Genomic DNA, 15,191 nt, shown 5'->3' with positions numbered 1-15,191 from the left:
AATTTAATTAACAATTTTAATCTTGTTATTGTTCTGCTAAAATCTCATTTAATACTTCAATAATAATGCCACATCCTTCCTTAATCTCTTCGTTTGAGATAGTTAGCGGCGGTGTAATTCTTATGGCGCAGCCTTCAAAAAGCAGCCAGAATAAAATAAGCCCTTTTTCCTGGCATCTTAATATCGTCCTGTCAGTAATATCAGGCCTTGGCGTCATTGCAGCCAGCATTAACCCTTTTCCGCGCACCTCGGTTATAAGAGGGTGAACAAGCAGTTCCCTGAAAAGTTTTTCTTTTTCCAGTGCCTGTGCCATTATGTCGGTTTCTGTCAGTTCCTGTAAAGTAGCTAAACATGCAGCTGCAATTACCGGATGCCCTCCAAAGGTTGTTATGTGTCCTAGCTTAGGGTCGTGGCTTAACAGGTCCATCATTTTTTCTGAAGCTGTAAAAGCACCTACTGGCATTCCGCCACCCATGCCTTTACCCATAACAATTACGTCGGGAACAACATCATAGTTTTCAAAACCGAACAGTTTTCCTGTACGGCCAAATCCGGGTTGTATTTCATCAAGTATCATTACGGCACCCACTTCGTCACAACGCTGCCTTACTTTTTTAAGGAAATCGTTATGAGGTTGTACAAATCCTGCACCTCCCTGTATGGTTTCCAGTATTATACCTGCGGTTTTTGTGGTTATCTTTTGCAGGTCTTCCTCATTATTAAATGTAATGAAGTCCACATCCGGAATTAATGGCCTGAAAATCTGCTTGCGCTCTTCAAATCCCATAACGCTCATAGAGCCCATGGTATTGCCGTGATAGGCATTATAACACGAGATAAGCTGACTGCGGCCTGTAACTCTTCTGGCAAGCTTTAAAGCACCTTCGGTAGCTTCGGTACCCGAATTGGTAAGGTATGTTTTATTAAGGCTGGGAGGAAGGTTTTCTGCAAGCAGCCTGCACAATTCCGTAGCGGGATGTTGTGCATACTCCCCATATACCATAACATGCGAATATTTATTCAGCTGATCTATAATCGCATTGTTAATCCTTTGGTTCTGGTGGCCAAGACTTGTGGCCGAAACACCTGCTACAAAGTCAAGATAGGCTTTGTTGTTAGTGTCATATATATAGGAGCCTTTGGCGTGAGAAACTTCCGTTCCTAACGGGTAAGGGGAAGTTTGCGCCTGGTACTTTAAAAAATCGTTGATCATTGTGGTGACTTATTAGAGATGCCGCTTATTCTTTTATTACAGGGGGTTTGGGTTTAGGATTGTTCTTGTCATAATCAAGCGTTTCCTGTAGCACTTCCATAGGTTTTATTTCCTCCTTTTTCTTTTCTTCGCTTTCTTTTACTATCTGCTCATGCAGTTCCTGTTCTTCCGGAGGGAAAATGTCCTCTTTCCTTTTTATCCTTTCATCGCCCCGCCATTCAAATCCCCTGAATTTTTTTACGTTCTCAGGAAAATCTTTTTCGGGATATGTAGTTCCGTCAACATTAGTATACGATATGGCATTAACCAGTTCGTTGTTTTCAAATATCATTCTTATCTTACTGCTTTTGCTTTTATCGATACCTATTAAATCTTCTTTGTCATAATTGTATAAAATCTTTTCGGTATTCTTTATAAGGTCTACAATATGGAGTTTGTTGTCTTTAAACTTACCATAAAGATTTAGTCCCTTTATCTGATTGAAATTAGGATTGGACGGATTCTTTTTGGCTGATATGGTATCCAGCTGTATCACAAAGGCATTGTTGAGGACCTTTAATGAATCTAGCTTTTCGGTTTTAGTATCAGAAATGAGGTGCATTACATCGCCTGTAAGCTGGCTTTCTCCGTTCCAAATTACAGGCCTGCCTATAAGTTGTGTAAGTCCTGTTTTTTCTGACGAATGGATAGAGTCACATTTACCGCTGATATCTACTTTGTAGAAACGTGCATTGTTGTAGCCTCTTACAATTCTTTCTCCTTCTTTACCAGTAATAACTATTTGTTTAGCATGGGTATATAGCGAGTCTTTTTCAACCAGAGTAATCACTTGGGCTCTTTTGGTAAGGAAAAGGGAGTCCTGTTTTTTGTATACTTCGGCATAATGTCCTTTTGCTATAAATTTGTTTACAGTATCGGTAACCTTTACATTGTTTGTAGCAGAAGAAAAATCCCTGTTCCTGTCATAATAAATACTGTCGCCCTCTATAATCTGGGTGTCGTTTTTTATGTATGAATTGTCCAACAGGTGGGCAAAGTTCTTTTTGGTGTCATAAAAACCGTTCTCGGTATATATATAATTCTCTTTGCTGGTTATTGTAGATGGACCAAAAACGTAGGCATGTCCTGAGTTTGTATAATAATCAAGATGATTTGATTTTAATACATACTTAGGATTTGTAAGTGTAACAGCTGTTAGAAACTGGTATTTCTTTTGGTTGGCATAAAATCTTCCAGACTTACTTTTAAGAGTGTTCTCGCCGCTAACAATAGTACCGTAGGAGTTGTAATAGGCCTCCTGTTTATTTCTGTCAAAATAGATAGTATCTGTTGATAGGGTCATGTCCGGCGAACGCATAACTACCTTACCCGAAGCATAAGCGAAGTTTTTGTTTCCGTTATATTCGGCATATTCACTGTTCATGTGCAGGGTATCACCCTGATTGAACCTTACATCACCAAAAGCCTTTAGGTAGTTTTCGTTTTCAAGTATATAGGCCTTGTTGCACCATATTTTAGAACCGTTGTGCTCTACCTGCACGTTACCTGCAAGCAGTACCGCGGCACCGGGTATTTCCTTTTGATTTCGGTCTGTAAAGTCTGTATGAATTATCTTAATCTTATCTTGAGCAAATACTGAGGTATTGCTAAGTGTCAGAATACAGATAATAGTAAAAAACAGTTTTTTCAAGTTGTAAAAATTTGATGCAAATTTACGCAAAATACAATACAATAGGTTAGATGTTTATAACTGTTGGGTAAAAGCAATAACCGAACCAAAGTGTATAAAAAAAGCGCTTTAGTTTCCCAAAGCGCTTACTGTATTATTTTGTTATCGTCTGAGTCCTGTCCGGCCCTACCGAAATAACTTTGATAGGCACTTCCAGTTCTTTTTCAATAAACTCAATGTATTCCTTAAGCTCTGCAGGAAGTTCCTCATAAGTAGTCATTCCTGTAAGATCAGCTTTCCAGCCTTTTTTCTCAACATAAACCGGCTCTACGTTTTCCGGCTCAATGTTGTAAGGAAGGTGGTCTATTTCCTGTCCTTTGTATTTGTAAGCTGTACAAACTTTTAGGGTATCAAATCCTGAAAGTACATCACCCTTCATCATATAAAGCTGGGTAACACCATTAACCTGTACGGCATATTTAAGTGCAACAAGGTCTAACCATCCGCAACGTCTTGCACGTCCTGTGACAGAACCAAACTCGTTACCAACTCTTGCCATAGTAGCTCCCACTTCGTCAAAAAGCTCAGTAGGGAAAGGTCCGCTACCTACACGTGTAGTATATGCTTTAAAGATACCAAACACATCTTTAACCCTGTTTGGAGCAATACCTAAACCGGTACATGCACCTGCAGCAGTAGTGTTAGATGAAGTAACAAACGGATAAGTACCAAAATCTATATCAAGAAGCGATCCCTGAGCACCTTCTGCAAGAATTGATTTCCCGTCTTTTAGTGCTTTGTTCAGGTATTCTTCGCTGTCTATAAATGTAAGTTCTTTTAATGCTTTAACCGAAGCAAAGAACTCCTGTTCCATTTCTTTAAGGTCATACTGAAGGTCTACATCATAAAATGCAATCATCGCCTCGTGCTTATCAGCTAAAGCTCTGTAACGCTCTTCAAAATCAGCTAATTCAATATCACCTATACGGATACCGTTTCTACCGGTCTTGTCCATATAAGTAGGACCAATACCTTTTAATGTAGAACCGATTTTTGCCTTACCTTTTGAAGCTTCAGATGCAGCATCAAGTAAACGGTGTGTAGGCAAAATAAGATGTGCTTTTCTGGAAATAAGCAGTCTTGTTTTAATATCTATATTAAATTTTTCAAGGCCCTCCAGTTCTTTTTGAAAAACAACCGGATCCATAACCACACCATTACCAATAATGTTGATGGAGTTTTTATGGAAAATTCCTGATGGGATTGTTCTCAAAACGTGTTTTATGCCGTCAAATTCAAGAGTGTGCCCAGCGTTTGGCCCTCCCTGAAAACGGGCTATAATATCATATTTTGAAGTGAGTACGTCAACAATTTTTCCCTTGCCTTCGTCGCCCCATTGTAATCCAAGTAGCAAATCTACAGTCATTCCGTATTATTTGTTTGTTTATATTATGCTGTTATTGTCGTGTTCTTTACAAAATAAAAACCAACCGCTTATTAGGAGTTGGTTTGCCAATGCCGTATTTTACTGCAATTTAATTTTCGGCTGCAGGCTGTTTTTTCTGGCCGTAAAGGTATAAAGAATGGTTATGAATTTCAATACCAAATATTTCCTCTATGGTTTTTTTTATGCTTTGTATCCTTGGGTCACAAAACTCTATAACCTCTCCTGTATCAGTCATGATAATGTGGTCATGCTGCTTGTCGAAATATGATTTTTCGTAGTGTGCCTGGTTTTGGCCAAACTGGTGCCTCCTAACAAGACCACTGTCTAAAAGAAGTTCTATGGTATTGTATAGCGTGGCACGGCTTACACGGTAGTTTTTATTCTTCATTTTGATATAAAGTGATTCTATATCAAAATGTTCCTGGCTGTTGTATATTTCCTGAAGTATGGCATAACGCTCAGGGGTCTTGCGATGCCCCTTATCCTCAAGGAACTTCGTGAAAACATTTTTTACAATCTCCTGGTTTTTATTTTCTTCCATCAGTTTGTGAATCAAAGTGCAAAGATAAGCTAAATTTTGTGAAGTAAAAGGTTATTGATTAAAAGTGATTTTACTCTTATCATAAATTACGGTTTCATTTCTCTCAAAGGGAGGAAAAGCCACATCAGAAAACCACGTTTGACTTATTTGTATATTTTCTTCAAGCTTTTTCATAAATTCATCATACCAGGGTGTGTCTTCGTGTATGCTGAAATATTCATCTGTTTCCAGTTCAATGGTAATATATATGCAGTCTACAGTTATAAGGTCTTCCTTAAAAGCGATTACCCTGCGTATGTCATTCCAGTTAATGTGTTCTTCATTGAAACTAAATCCACTTTCATGATAAGAAAATGGATTTATAGGTTCTCTATGTTTTTTGCTAAACCACATTAATTATTAGGTATCCTGGTCACTTTATCAATACCGTCTATCTTCTTAATGTTTTCCATAAGTTTTTTAAGGATGGTATTGTTTTGAACAATTACCGAAACCTGTCCGTTAAATATGCCGGCATTACCGCTAAGGGAAATACTCTGGATATTAACATGCATGTTGTTTGAAATTACCTGCGTAATCTCGTTGGCAAGCCCCAGTGTATCCATACCTGTAATTTTAAGGGTAGCCTTAAACTCTTCCTGAGATGAGTCTATCCATTTTGCAGGCATAATACGGTAAGCATAATTAGATTGTAGCCTGATGGCATTAGGGCAATCTTTTTTATGAACCTTTATCCCTTCGTTTATGGTTACAAACCCAAATACATCATCTCCCGGAATAGGGTTACAGCAGTTAGCAAGTTTATAGTCCAGTTTGTCCTGATCCTTACCGAAAACCAACAGGTCATAGTTTCTGCTTATCTCGTCTTTAGTTACCTGTTCCTGTTGTACACTTGGCGTACGCTTAATCTTGTTACCCTTAAAGAAATTCATAAAGGTGTTGCTCTTAAGCGCGGCATAATCCTTAAGTTGTTGGTTGTCTATAGTACCCACACCCACACGATAAAACAAATCGAGACTGGTTTTAAGCTTAAAGTAGTTTACCAGTTCGTTTACTATGGTTTCGTTAAGGGTTACCTTAAGGTGGCGTAACTTACGGGTAAGCAGTTCCTTACCTTCCTCGGCAATTTTCTTGGTACTCTCGTTAAGTACGTTCTTAATTTTATTTCGGGCACGCGATGTGGTTACATAATCTAACCAGTGCGGATTAGGCTTTTGGTTAGCCGATGTAATAACCTCTACCTGGTCACCACTGTTAAGCACGTGGTTTAACGGTACAAGCTTACCGTTTACGCGGGTACCTCTTGTTTTAACCCCAATCTCTGAGTGTATACTAAAAGCAAAATCAAGTGATGTGGCTCCTTTAGGCAACGATTTGATGTCGCCTTTAGGGGTAAATACATAGATTTCCTTAGAGTAAAGGTTAAGCTTAAAGTCCTCTACAAAATCCACCGCACTCCCTGATGTGTTTTCAAGTGCTTCTTTTAAAAGGTTAAGCCATGTTTCAAGCCCGTGTTCTTCACCACCCACACCTTTATATTTGTGGTGGGCCGCATAACCTTTTTCGGCAATCTCGTCCATACGCTCGCTACGTATCTGTATTTCAACCCAGCGGCCTTTTGGTCCCATAACAGTAATGTGCAGGGCTTCATATCCGGTAGATTTAGGTGACGATATCCAGTCCCTTAAACGGCTGGGGCTGGGCCTGTAATGATCGGTAACTATAGAATATATTTTCCATGCCAGGAATTTTTCTTCCTGTGGTGGTGCCTTATAAATAATGCGCAGGGCAAACTTGTCGTAAACTTCATCAAAAGTAACGCCCTGAGCCAGCATTTTCCTTCTTATAGAATAGATGGATTTTGGCCTTCCTTTTATAACATAGTCGATGCCTTCGCCGTTAAGCGAATCCTTAAGCACATCAGAAATGGATTTAATGTAAGCATCCTGTTCCTCCTTGCTTTCCTTCATTTTACTTACAATGTCATTGTAAATATCCGGTTCGGTATATTTAAGGCCCAGATCTTCCAACTCAGTCTTAATGTTATATAAGCCCAGGCGGTGTGCCAGCGGAGCATAGATATAAAGTGTTTCCGATGCTATTTTTGCCTGCTTGTAGTCTACCATAGACTCCATAGTCTGCATGTTGTGCAGCCTGTCGGCAATCTTAATAAGTATTACCCTCACGTCATCATTAAGGGTAAGCAGCATTTTACGGAAGTTTTCTGCCTGTATCGATATTTCCTGATCGGTTTTAACCTGTGCTATTTTGGTTAGCCCTTCAACAATCTGAGCAATTTTAGGATTAAACATCCTCTCGATATCTTCAACAGTTAGGTCGGTATCCTCTACAACATCGTGCAGCAGGGCAGAGGCAATAGAAGTTGCGCCCAAACCTATCTCAGCGGCTACAATTTTTGCAACAGCAATAGGGTGGAAGATATAGGCTTCGCCCGATTTTCTTCTCTGGTCCTTGTGCGCGTCTACTGCTACGTCAAAAGCTTTGCGTATCAGCTTCTTGTCCTCTTCGGTAAGTGTCTGGTAACTGATTCGGAGTAGTTCCTTATATTCCTTGGCAATTGCCTTATTTTCCTGTTCTATATCTATCTCTATCATAGTCCTGTACAATATGATTAAAAATAACTAAATAAATTAACATCTGCAATAGGGTTGCCATCACAAAATATGATAATTCAATAGCCTGAATTTATAGTGTTTAACGGCAATACCTGTTTTTCAGTCGTGTATCTGCACCTGTTACTTTAGCCAAAAAATATGCCATTCCTGCAAAAGGTGTAAGCAGGTAAAAAAATGGGTTTTTTAAGTGGGTATCGCCCCATTTTAAAAGCAATGCCGCATAAAGCGGATTTTTAGGTGTTTGCCTTTTGGTTGTTTTTTCGTCGTTTACCAGTCCAAACAACGATTTTATAAAGTTTTCAAAGCCCGGCTGTCCCTTTCGTAAAATAATCCTGAAGATTATTTCTTCATCGGTGTTATTAAAAAAGCGGTGTACCGTACCTATAGGAACCAATCTGTTTTCTCCCGGCTGTAAGTGAAGATCTTCCTTTTCATACTGCAAGCCCAGCAAGCCCTTAACTGCAAAAAACTCTTCTGTAAATTTTTTATGGTAATGGGGCGGATTGCCTCCTCCCGGTTTCAGGCAAACTTCCAGATGCGAATATTCACCATTAGTATCGGCAGCGCTTTCCAGTATTTTGGTGTATTCCCCGTTTACAGGGTTATAATAGGTTTTGGGTTCCGGCATTATTTGCAGCTCTCAATGTAAGTAATGGAGTGTAGTTTTCCGTTTTTGAAATTAAAGTTCCATTCGTAGCCTTCCGAAAGGTCACGCGGAAAAATAACCACACTCTGGTATTCTTCTCCGGTCACTTCATCATAAATGTCTTCAACATACTCAGCCTGTTCAGGGAAAGAACGATGAAAGCTTTTAAGGCTGGTAGTATGATCAAACCAGTCTTCATTTATGGAAAAGTACATAGCCTTGCGAACAGAAAAATCAATACTGCTGAATTTAAGTGTGTTGTCTTTTTGCAGTTCAAAACATATCCCTTTGTAGTAATAAAGCTTTACTTCAACTTCAGCTTTCTCAGCACAGCTGTAGGCGTAGCCATTTACTATACTATCGGCTTTTTTATATCTGTTTTCAAAGTCGGCCAGTGATAAGGATAGTTTTATCTTATCGTTAATGGAAGCTTCTTTCCATGAGATACCCTCATTTTCCTGAGCTGATATAGTAAGAGAGAAAAGGATAAATAAAGCTAAAAATTTTGACTGCATAGTAAAAACGTTAATGCTCAAAGATAGGTAATACTATATAGAAGTCAAAGTAGCCTGGAAGTCAAGAAAATCTTTTTTCAGCATGCGGCATTTAACCTGGAGCACAAAAACGTAAGCATCTATCCCGTTAAAGAAAGTTTGAAGGTTTTCATTTTTATAACTTTCATTCTCAAAATACGTCCAGTTGTAGGAAGCATATTTGTTCAGGTTGTCTTTCAGTTCGGGAACTAGTATAGATTCATACTCACTATTATTAAGGAGTTGTCTTATTTTCTCTCTTAGTATTTGTTCTTTAGGGAAAAGCTTCCTGAAGTTGGACTCGATTTTTTTAAATGTTGTCGTTTCATTAAGAAACAGGGTCATCCCTTTTATTTCATCAATAGCCCTAAGTTCTTCATCACCTTTTTTAGTGAAGGCAGCAAATGTTTTATACCTGTTTTTGTATTCTTCTGCTTTGCCTGACTGTAAGGCAATATGGTAATAGAAACTGAATATTTTCCTGTCGTTCCTTTGCTTTTTTTCCTTTAACTGTTCAATATCATTTTCAATACTCACAGCTAGTACTGCAGCTTCCTGTTTTTTGTAGTTTTTTCCGTCAAAACCAAAAGTTTTGATAGGGGTTTCTTTATGAGAAATCTGTTTAACTATAGCAAGATCACTTTCAAGTCCTTTAATGTTGTAGTGTAGTTCTACATTTTCTTCACTAAACAGTTCCTTTTCGGTGGTGGTGGTTTCTATAATATCGTTAAGGTCTATATCAGGTGTAAGGAAGTCATCAAAATATTTGTTGAACTTTTTATCAAAAGAGTTTTTGCTGACATTCGTGTTGAACTCAATCTCAAAATCTTCAATGCCATGATTTTTAGTTTCCCGAGAAGTATAGGGAACCTTTGAAAACAGTTTTGATGTTACCTTTAGCTGTAATTGTGTAGCATCTTTAATAAGTGAAAGGGAAGGGTTATTGTTTATGGTATTACTTGTAAGATTAAGGTTTTTAACCCTGTTAACCCTGTCTTCATCACTTGGGTGAGTAGCCCATTTGTCATCAAATTTTAATTTCGATAAATTTAACCTGCTTTTATTCTCCAAGGTTACCATAGGTAATCCGTTTTCTATAGGCAGTTTATTTTCGGTTGCTATAAAAAACATTAGGAACTGTTGTTGCGGATAAATATTGACAGGCCTTATATTTTGCTCAATTTTTCCGCTATAAAAATTCAAAACCCGTTCTAATGAAATAGATGCTAAATCAAGTCTTACTAATGATGAAGCTACAGGTGATGAGCCGGCTACCAAAGCGGCCACTTCATCAGCATGAAATTCCATTTCTCTTGAAAGTGCCGAATGGCTAAGATTAAGTACATTGTATACCTGTTTAAGAATCCACTTTATTCCGGTAATTACCTGTATGCCTAACAAAGTAAAAAGTGCAAAATAGGTACTTACATCCGACCAGCTTTTAGCCACTTCATCAAACGAATCGTTCTTGTAAAGCATGTTATGTATTATCTGGTTTACATTATATACATAACTGCCTACCTTCATGCTTTTTTGGGAGAAATGCCCAAATTCGTGTGCCATAATGGCTTTAAATTCGTCAACAGTAACAGAGTTCATTAATCCCATACCTATTACCAGGTTCTTTTTTACAGGCAGGAACATGCTCCAAAAACTGGAATTGTAAAACACCGAAGCATTAACCTGATGGGATACATAAATCTTTTTAGGAAACGATGTGCCAACCTGTGCAACGATATCTTCAATTAAGGCAAATAATTCAGGTTCGTCTTCTTCATATATTCTGATATAGTCGGGTTCTTCTTTTTTGCTTACTGCAAAAATAAACTTGATAAGAAAAAAAAGTATCAGTAGTCCCATACTACCCAGTCCCAACCCAAGCATTATAGTTATTAATGAAGGTCTTAATGCAATAAGCATAATCGCTCCATAGCCACAAAGAATGGTTAAGCCTAGAGCAGCAGCAATTAAAACAAGGTAAGTAATAACAAACAGGATTATGGCTAATATGGCCATAACGGTTTTTTGCTTAAAGTTTTTTGAAATAGTAATGGTGTGGTTCATAGGTATTATATTTTAAAAACCTCTTTGCCGTTTGGCTTCAAAAATAAGTATGGCTGCAGCGACAGATACATTCATAGAATCTATCTCGCCCTGCATGGGTATAATAATATTTTTGGTAGACGCATCCCTCCATTCGTGAGTAAGCCCAGTGGCTTCGGTTCCTACAACCAATGCAGTAGGGGTAGAGTAGTCCTGTGTGTGGTAATAAGTTGAATCCTGAAGTGTAGCGCAATAAATGGCAATTCCTTTAGATTTAAGAAAATCTATAACCTCCTGTGTACTTGCCGTAGCAATTTGGTTAGTGAAAAGGCAGCCTACGCTGGAACGTACAATATTAGGATTGTACATATCACTTTTAGGATTGGCTATAATTACGGCATCAAGGTTTGCGGCATCGGCAGTACGTAATAAAGCCCCTAAATTACCGGGCTTTTCGGTAGCCTCGGCTACAAGTATAAGCGGATTGTCGCCTAACTGTAGATCCTCAAGGCGTAAAGATTTTGATTTGGCAACTGCCAAAATTCCTTCGGTAGTATCGCGGTAAGCCAGTTTTTGGTAGACTTCCCTGTTTATTTCTGTAAGATTAGCCTGCCTTCCTGCCAGTTGTTTAACCTCTGCTTCGCTAATCATTTCAGGTACAAAAAGTACCGATTCCAGTTCATAGCCGCCTTTTGTTGCAAGCATTATTTCGCGCTGGCCTTCTATTAAAAAAGTACCGCTTTGCCTGCGTGCCTTCGCTTTTTCCTGAAGCTGCACTAACGATTTTATAAACGGGTTTTGAGTACTGGAAATCTGTTTCATATTAGCAGTCGTATAAAGCAGCAAAGGTACAAAGTATAAGTATTACAAAATACCCCTTGCTTTTATCTCCAGGTATTTGTTTATACTTTCTATAGTAAGGTTCTCCGGCTTGGTTAGTACAGAGTAGATACCATATTTTCTAAGTTCGCTAACAATAAGCCTTTTTTCAAAAGCAAATTTCTCGGCTATTACCTGATCATATATCTCCTGAACGTTTTCGGCTTTTTTCTGTACAAAAGCATCAAGCTCTGTATTCTCAAAAAATACAACTACAAGCAAATGGTTTTTTGCTATTCCTTTAAGGTATGGAAGCTGTCTTTTAAGGCCGTCCATAGTCTCAAAGTTTGTGTACAGTATTATGAGGCTCCTGTGATTAATATTTTTCTTAATGTCTCCATATAGCGTACTGAAGTCACTTTCAAAAAAGTCGGTGCCTACATTATACAGGTTTTCCATTATTTTCTGCATTTGAGAGTTGCGCCTTTCAGAAGCTACACGGTTTTCTACTTTTTTAGAAAAAGTAAACATACCGGCCTTATCCTGTTTTTTAAGGATTACGTTAGAGAGTACGAGTGTAGCGTTAATGGCATAGTCTAAAAGGCTAAGGCCTTCAAAAGGCATTTTCATTACACGCCCCTTGTCTATAACCATATAAACGTTTTGAGACTTCTCATCCTGAAACTGGTTTACCATCAGCTGGTTTTTCTTTGCTGTGGCTTTCCAGTTTATGGTACGTATATCATCTCCCGAAACATATTCTTTTATCTGTTCAAACTCCATGGTATGACCTATACGTCTTATCTTTTTTAACCCGTATTGCATTAGCGTATTGGAAAAAGCCATAAGGTCGTACTTTCTTAATTGGATGAAAGAAGGGTAGGTGGGTACCATTTGCCCTTCATCAAAAGAAAATCTGCGGCACGCCAGTTTAAGCGGAGATGTTACAAACACATTGAGTTTCCCAAAATGGTATTCGCCCCTTTCTACAGGTCTTAATAAATATTCAAATATGTCTTCCTTACCGGTGCTTAAATTTCTTTTTATTTCAAAATTACGCATCTGGAACTGTAAAGGTATCTCATCTATAATCTTTGCAGACACAGGAAAAGCATAACCACTGGTAACTTTTACCGTAACCGGGTTTTCGTCGCCATTAGAAAATTTTTCGGGTGTATTTCTGGATGCACTCAATTTCTGATTGGTAAAAAGCATCAGGAAATCCATGGCAGTAAACCCCAGGAAAATATAAAACAGCAGCCACGCCACGCGGTACAGTGCCGGATAGAAATATGCGAGTATGAAGACTACCATGAGTCCTGAAAACACATAGAAAAAGAAATTGTTAAGATATATTTGTTTAAGCCACTTCATTAACGCGGAATTTCTACACTGTCAATTATCTGTTTGATTATCTGCTCGCTTGTAAGTCCTTCCATTTCTCTTTCAGGAGCTACAACCACACGGTGCTGTAATACCGGTACGGCAGAATCTTTAATATCATCAGGAGTAACAAAGTCCCTTCCTCTTAAAGCAGCATAACCTTTTGCCGCATTAAGTATTGCTATAGAAGCACGCGGAGAAGCCCCTAAATAAAGGAAAGCGTTATCACGTGTATTTGCTACTATTTTAGCAATGTATTCTATAAGGTTTGGCTCAATAACAATCTGTTTTACCAATCCCTGGTATTTAATGATGTCTTGCTGAGAAAGTATTTTTTTCACATCCTGCAGCTTCTCTTTGTTTTGAAGTGCATTTTCTCTTTGAAGTATAGAAATCTCTTCTTCAAGCTTAGGGTAATCAATGGTTATTTTGAAAAGGAAACGGTCAAGCTGTGCTTCCGGCAGGCGGTAAGTACCTTCCTGCTCAATAGGGTTTTGGGTAGCTATTACAAGGAAAGGAGACTCCATTAACTGGGTTTTTCCTTCTATGGTTATCTGTCTTTCTTCCATTACCTCAAATAAAGCAGCCTGAGTTTTGGCAGGAGCCCTGTTAATCTCATCAATCAGGATGAAGTTTGAAAAGATAGGCCCTTTCTTAAAGTTAAACTCAGATTTTGAAAGATCGAATACCGAAGTTCCCAAAATATCAGAAGGCATAAGGTCTGGTGTAAACTGAATCCTGCTGAATCCTAACGTAAGGGTTCTTGCCAGTAATTTAGCAGTTATTGTTTTTGCAACACCCGGCACACCTTCAAGTAATACGTGACCGTTAGACAGTATAGCCACAAGCAGTCTGTCTATCATTTTGTGCTGGCCAACAATTACATTGCCTATTTCTTCTTTAACCTGTGCAATACTGTTTTGTAATTCGGTTAAATCAAGCCTGGTACTAAAGTTTATATTATCACTTTGAGTTTCTGTATTAGTTGTGTCCGGAGTAAGGTTTTCGGTGTTTGTAAGGTTTTCCGGATTGTTTTCTGCATTATTGTTTTCGAATGATTCCATTATAATCTTAGATTTTCGATTGCTTTATTTATTTCTATTAAGTCGGCTTCGGTGCTGTCAAAATTATGCCTGTGCCTTTTTATCAAACTTACGGCTTTTTCAATATCTTCTACAGGCTTACCTGTTTTTTGATGCAGTTTTTCTACAAAAGTACTGTCAAGGCTGTAAGTATCTATAAGGTAAACAGTTCTTATATGTTCAAGGAAATAGATAATTTTTTTATCTATAATAGTATGATGGTTCCTTTCCTGGAAATAAAGGTTACCTATGGTTTTTGTAAAATCTACGGTAGTGTTTTTTACCGGAGGTACTATAGGCACTATTCTTTGTTTTCTTCTTGCGTTGAATATCATGAATATCAAAATTCCTAAAAGGCTCAGGTAGTATGCATTCTTTAATGGTGGCTGAGATAGTATATATCTTATAATAGAGTTGCTTTGCCTGTTATTAAGGAAAGAATGCGAATACCAATAAATATTTCCTTTAGGCAGGTATGACACAACATTTTCGGCATAGGTATGGTGTTTTCCCTTAAGCAAATGGAAATTAGTAAATACTGCAGGCTGTGTATGCAATATAAAATAACCATTTCCGTAAGCTACCTTTATAAAATTTGCCTGTTTAGTGGTTTCATTTACTTCCTGATATCCTAAAACAGTAGTGTTTAAAGTATCAATCTTATTAAAATGGAAAAAGCTTACCCCTTCGGAAAGCGATTGGGTTTTATAAGAAAGTTTCTTGTTTGCAAAAGTTAGAGGTATAGAATCTCTTTTGTGATATCCCGAAGAGGTACCTATCTTAAGGGAGTCTAATATTACATCGGGAAAATCTTTCATGCTCAGGAAAACGGTATTACCGTATTCTGCAAAGTACAATAGTTCCTGTGCCGACTCGGTGTCAATAGAGTTGTATGCTTCTATATTAATAAAAGTTCCGGTTTCGGTATAATCACTTACATCATAATCATAAAGGGCATTTAAAAACTCATAAGGTGTTTCAGAGAATTTGGTTACCTTACTGTTTTTAAACAGCGTTTTAGATTCCTTATTCATTACATAAAGTCCTAAAGGAATCTTATCATTGGTTTGATAAGAGGGTGTCCAGTCTATAGCTTTTGGCCCGGCGTTTTCTGCCCACACTATAAGTGTTAGAACAACAACAAGTAATACGCTACATATAATAATTGGTTTCTTCATA

The 15,191-nt window shown here is 38.0% G+C and carries 13 protein-coding genes; all 13 read right to left on the bottom strand.

Features of this window, described 5'->3' with window-relative positions; genetic code table 11:
• Positions 1-25 precede the first annotated feature (25 nt).
• Complete coding sequence (locus FUA48_RS17640; protein ID WP_147584816.1) at positions 26-1,213, bottom strand: aspartate aminotransferase family protein; 1,188 nt, start codon at positions 1,211-1,213, stop codon at positions 26-28.
• A 25-nt stretch (positions 1,214-1,238) separates the two neighbouring features.
• Positions 1,239-2,903 carry an OstA-like protein gene (locus FUA48_RS17635; RefSeq protein WP_147584815.1) on the bottom strand — a complete coding sequence of 555 codons (1,665 nt, stop codon included), beginning with the start codon at positions 2,901-2,903 and terminating at the stop codon, positions 1,239-1,241.
• Between the two features lie 133 nt (positions 2,904-3,036).
• Positions 3,037-4,308, bottom strand: coding sequence for an adenylosuccinate synthase (locus tag FUA48_RS17630; protein ID WP_147584814.1), 1,272 nt, complete (start codon positions 4,306-4,308; stop codon positions 3,037-3,039).
• 109 nt (positions 4,309-4,417) lie between these two features.
• Positions 4,418-4,870 (bottom strand): Fur family transcriptional regulator, encoded by a 453-nt coding sequence (locus tag FUA48_RS17625; RefSeq protein ID WP_129751849.1) that lies wholly within the window; start codon positions 4,868-4,870, stop codon positions 4,418-4,420.
• Positions 4,871-4,921: 51 nt separating this feature from the next.
• On the bottom strand, positions 4,922-5,263 hold the full coding sequence (locus tag FUA48_RS17620; RefSeq protein ID WP_147584813.1) for a hypothetical protein: 342 nt from the start codon (positions 5,261-5,263) through the stop codon (positions 4,922-4,924).
• Positions 5,263-7,485 carry a RelA/SpoT family protein gene (locus FUA48_RS17615; protein WP_147584812.1) on the bottom strand — a complete coding sequence of 741 codons (2,223 nt, stop codon included), beginning with the start codon at positions 7,483-7,485 and terminating at the stop codon, positions 5,263-5,265. The genes FUA48_RS17620 and FUA48_RS17615 overlap by 1 nt, the downstream gene beginning before the upstream one ends.
• 100 nt (positions 7,486-7,585) lie before the next feature.
• Complete coding sequence (locus FUA48_RS17610; protein ID WP_147584811.1) at positions 7,586-8,134, bottom strand: cupin domain-containing protein; 549 nt, start codon at positions 8,132-8,134, stop codon at positions 7,586-7,588.
• Positions 8,134-8,667, bottom strand: coding sequence for a hypothetical protein (locus FUA48_RS17605; RefSeq protein ID WP_147584810.1), 534 nt, complete (start codon positions 8,665-8,667; stop codon positions 8,134-8,136). Before FUA48_RS17605 ends, FUA48_RS17610 begins: the two co-directional genes overlap by 1 nt.
• A gap of 33 nt (positions 8,668-8,700) precedes the next feature.
• Entirely contained in the window at positions 8,701-10,749 is a 2,049-nt protein-coding gene (locus tag FUA48_RS17600) for a M48 family metalloprotease (RefSeq protein ID WP_147584809.1), read from the bottom strand.
• 12 nt (positions 10,750-10,761) lie between these two features.
• Positions 10,762-11,550, bottom strand: a complete 789-nt coding sequence (locus FUA48_RS17595) for a TrmH family RNA methyltransferase (protein WP_147584808.1) — start codon at positions 11,548-11,550, stop codon at positions 10,762-10,764.
• Positions 11,551-11,592: 42 nt separating this feature from the next.
• Positions 11,593-12,921 carry a DUF58 domain-containing protein gene (locus FUA48_RS17590; RefSeq protein ID WP_147584807.1) on the bottom strand — a complete coding sequence of 443 codons (1,329 nt, stop codon included), beginning with the start codon at positions 12,919-12,921 and terminating at the stop codon, positions 11,593-11,595.
• Positions 12,921-13,994 carry an AAA family ATPase gene (locus FUA48_RS17585; RefSeq protein WP_147584806.1) on the bottom strand — a complete coding sequence of 358 codons (1,074 nt, stop codon included), beginning with the start codon at positions 13,992-13,994 and terminating at the stop codon, positions 12,921-12,923. The genes FUA48_RS17590 and FUA48_RS17585 overlap by 1 nt, the downstream gene beginning before the upstream one ends.
• Positions 13,994-15,190: a DUF4350 domain-containing protein gene (locus FUA48_RS17580; RefSeq protein ID WP_147584805.1), complete on the bottom strand. Its 1,197-nt coding sequence runs from the start codon at positions 15,188-15,190 to the stop codon at positions 13,994-13,996. Before FUA48_RS17580 ends, FUA48_RS17585 begins: the two co-directional genes overlap by 1 nt.
• Position 15,191: the final 1 nt, after the last annotated feature.

The sequence above is a fragment of the Flavobacterium alkalisoli genome (assembly GCF_008000935.1).
GTDB lineage: Bacteria > Bacteroidota > Bacteroidia > Flavobacteriales > Flavobacteriaceae > Flavobacterium > Flavobacterium alkalisoli.
This window is presented reverse-complemented; position numbering and strand designations above follow the sequence as displayed.

Coding starts and splice junctions, on each gene's coding strand:
- FUA48_RS17630 (WP_147584814.1), bottom strand. CDS start 4,308: ATGACTGTAGATTTGCTACTTGGATTACAATGGGGCGACGAAGGCAAG.
- FUA48_RS17625 (WP_129751849.1), bottom strand. CDS start 4,870: ATGGAAGAAAATAAAAACCAGGAGATTGTAAAAAATGTTTTCACGAAG.
- FUA48_RS17615 (WP_147584812.1), bottom strand. CDS start 7,485: ATGATAGAGATAGATATAGAACAGGAAAATAAGGCAATTGCCAAGGAA.
- FUA48_RS17640 (WP_147584816.1), bottom strand. CDS start 1,213: ATGATCAACGATTTTTTAAAGTACCAGGCGCAAACTTCCCCTTACCCG.
- FUA48_RS17610 (WP_147584811.1), bottom strand. CDS start 8,134: ATGCCGGAACCCAAAACCTATTATAACCCTGTAAACGGGGAATACACC.
- FUA48_RS17595 (WP_147584808.1), bottom strand. CDS start 11,550: ATGAAACAGATTTCCAGTACTCAAAACCCGTTTATAAAATCGTTAGTG.
- FUA48_RS17620 (WP_147584813.1), bottom strand. CDS start 5,263: ATGTGGTTTAGCAAAAAACATAGAGAACCTATAAATCCATTTTCTTAT.
- FUA48_RS17590 (WP_147584807.1), bottom strand. CDS start 12,921: ATGAAGTGGCTTAAACAAATATATCTTAACAATTTCTTTTTCTATGTG.
- FUA48_RS17580 (WP_147584805.1), bottom strand. CDS start 15,190: ATGAAGAAACCAATTATTATATGTAGCGTATTACTTGTTGTTGTTCTA.
- FUA48_RS17585 (WP_147584806.1), bottom strand. CDS start 13,994: ATGGAATCATTCGAAAACAATAATGCAGAAAACAATCCGGAAAACCTT.
- FUA48_RS17600 (WP_147584809.1), bottom strand. CDS start 10,749: ATGAACCACACCATTACTATTTCAAAAAACTTTAAGCAAAAAACCGTT.
- FUA48_RS17605 (WP_147584810.1), bottom strand. CDS start 8,667: ATGCAGTCAAAATTTTTAGCTTTATTTATCCTTTTCTCTCTTACTATA.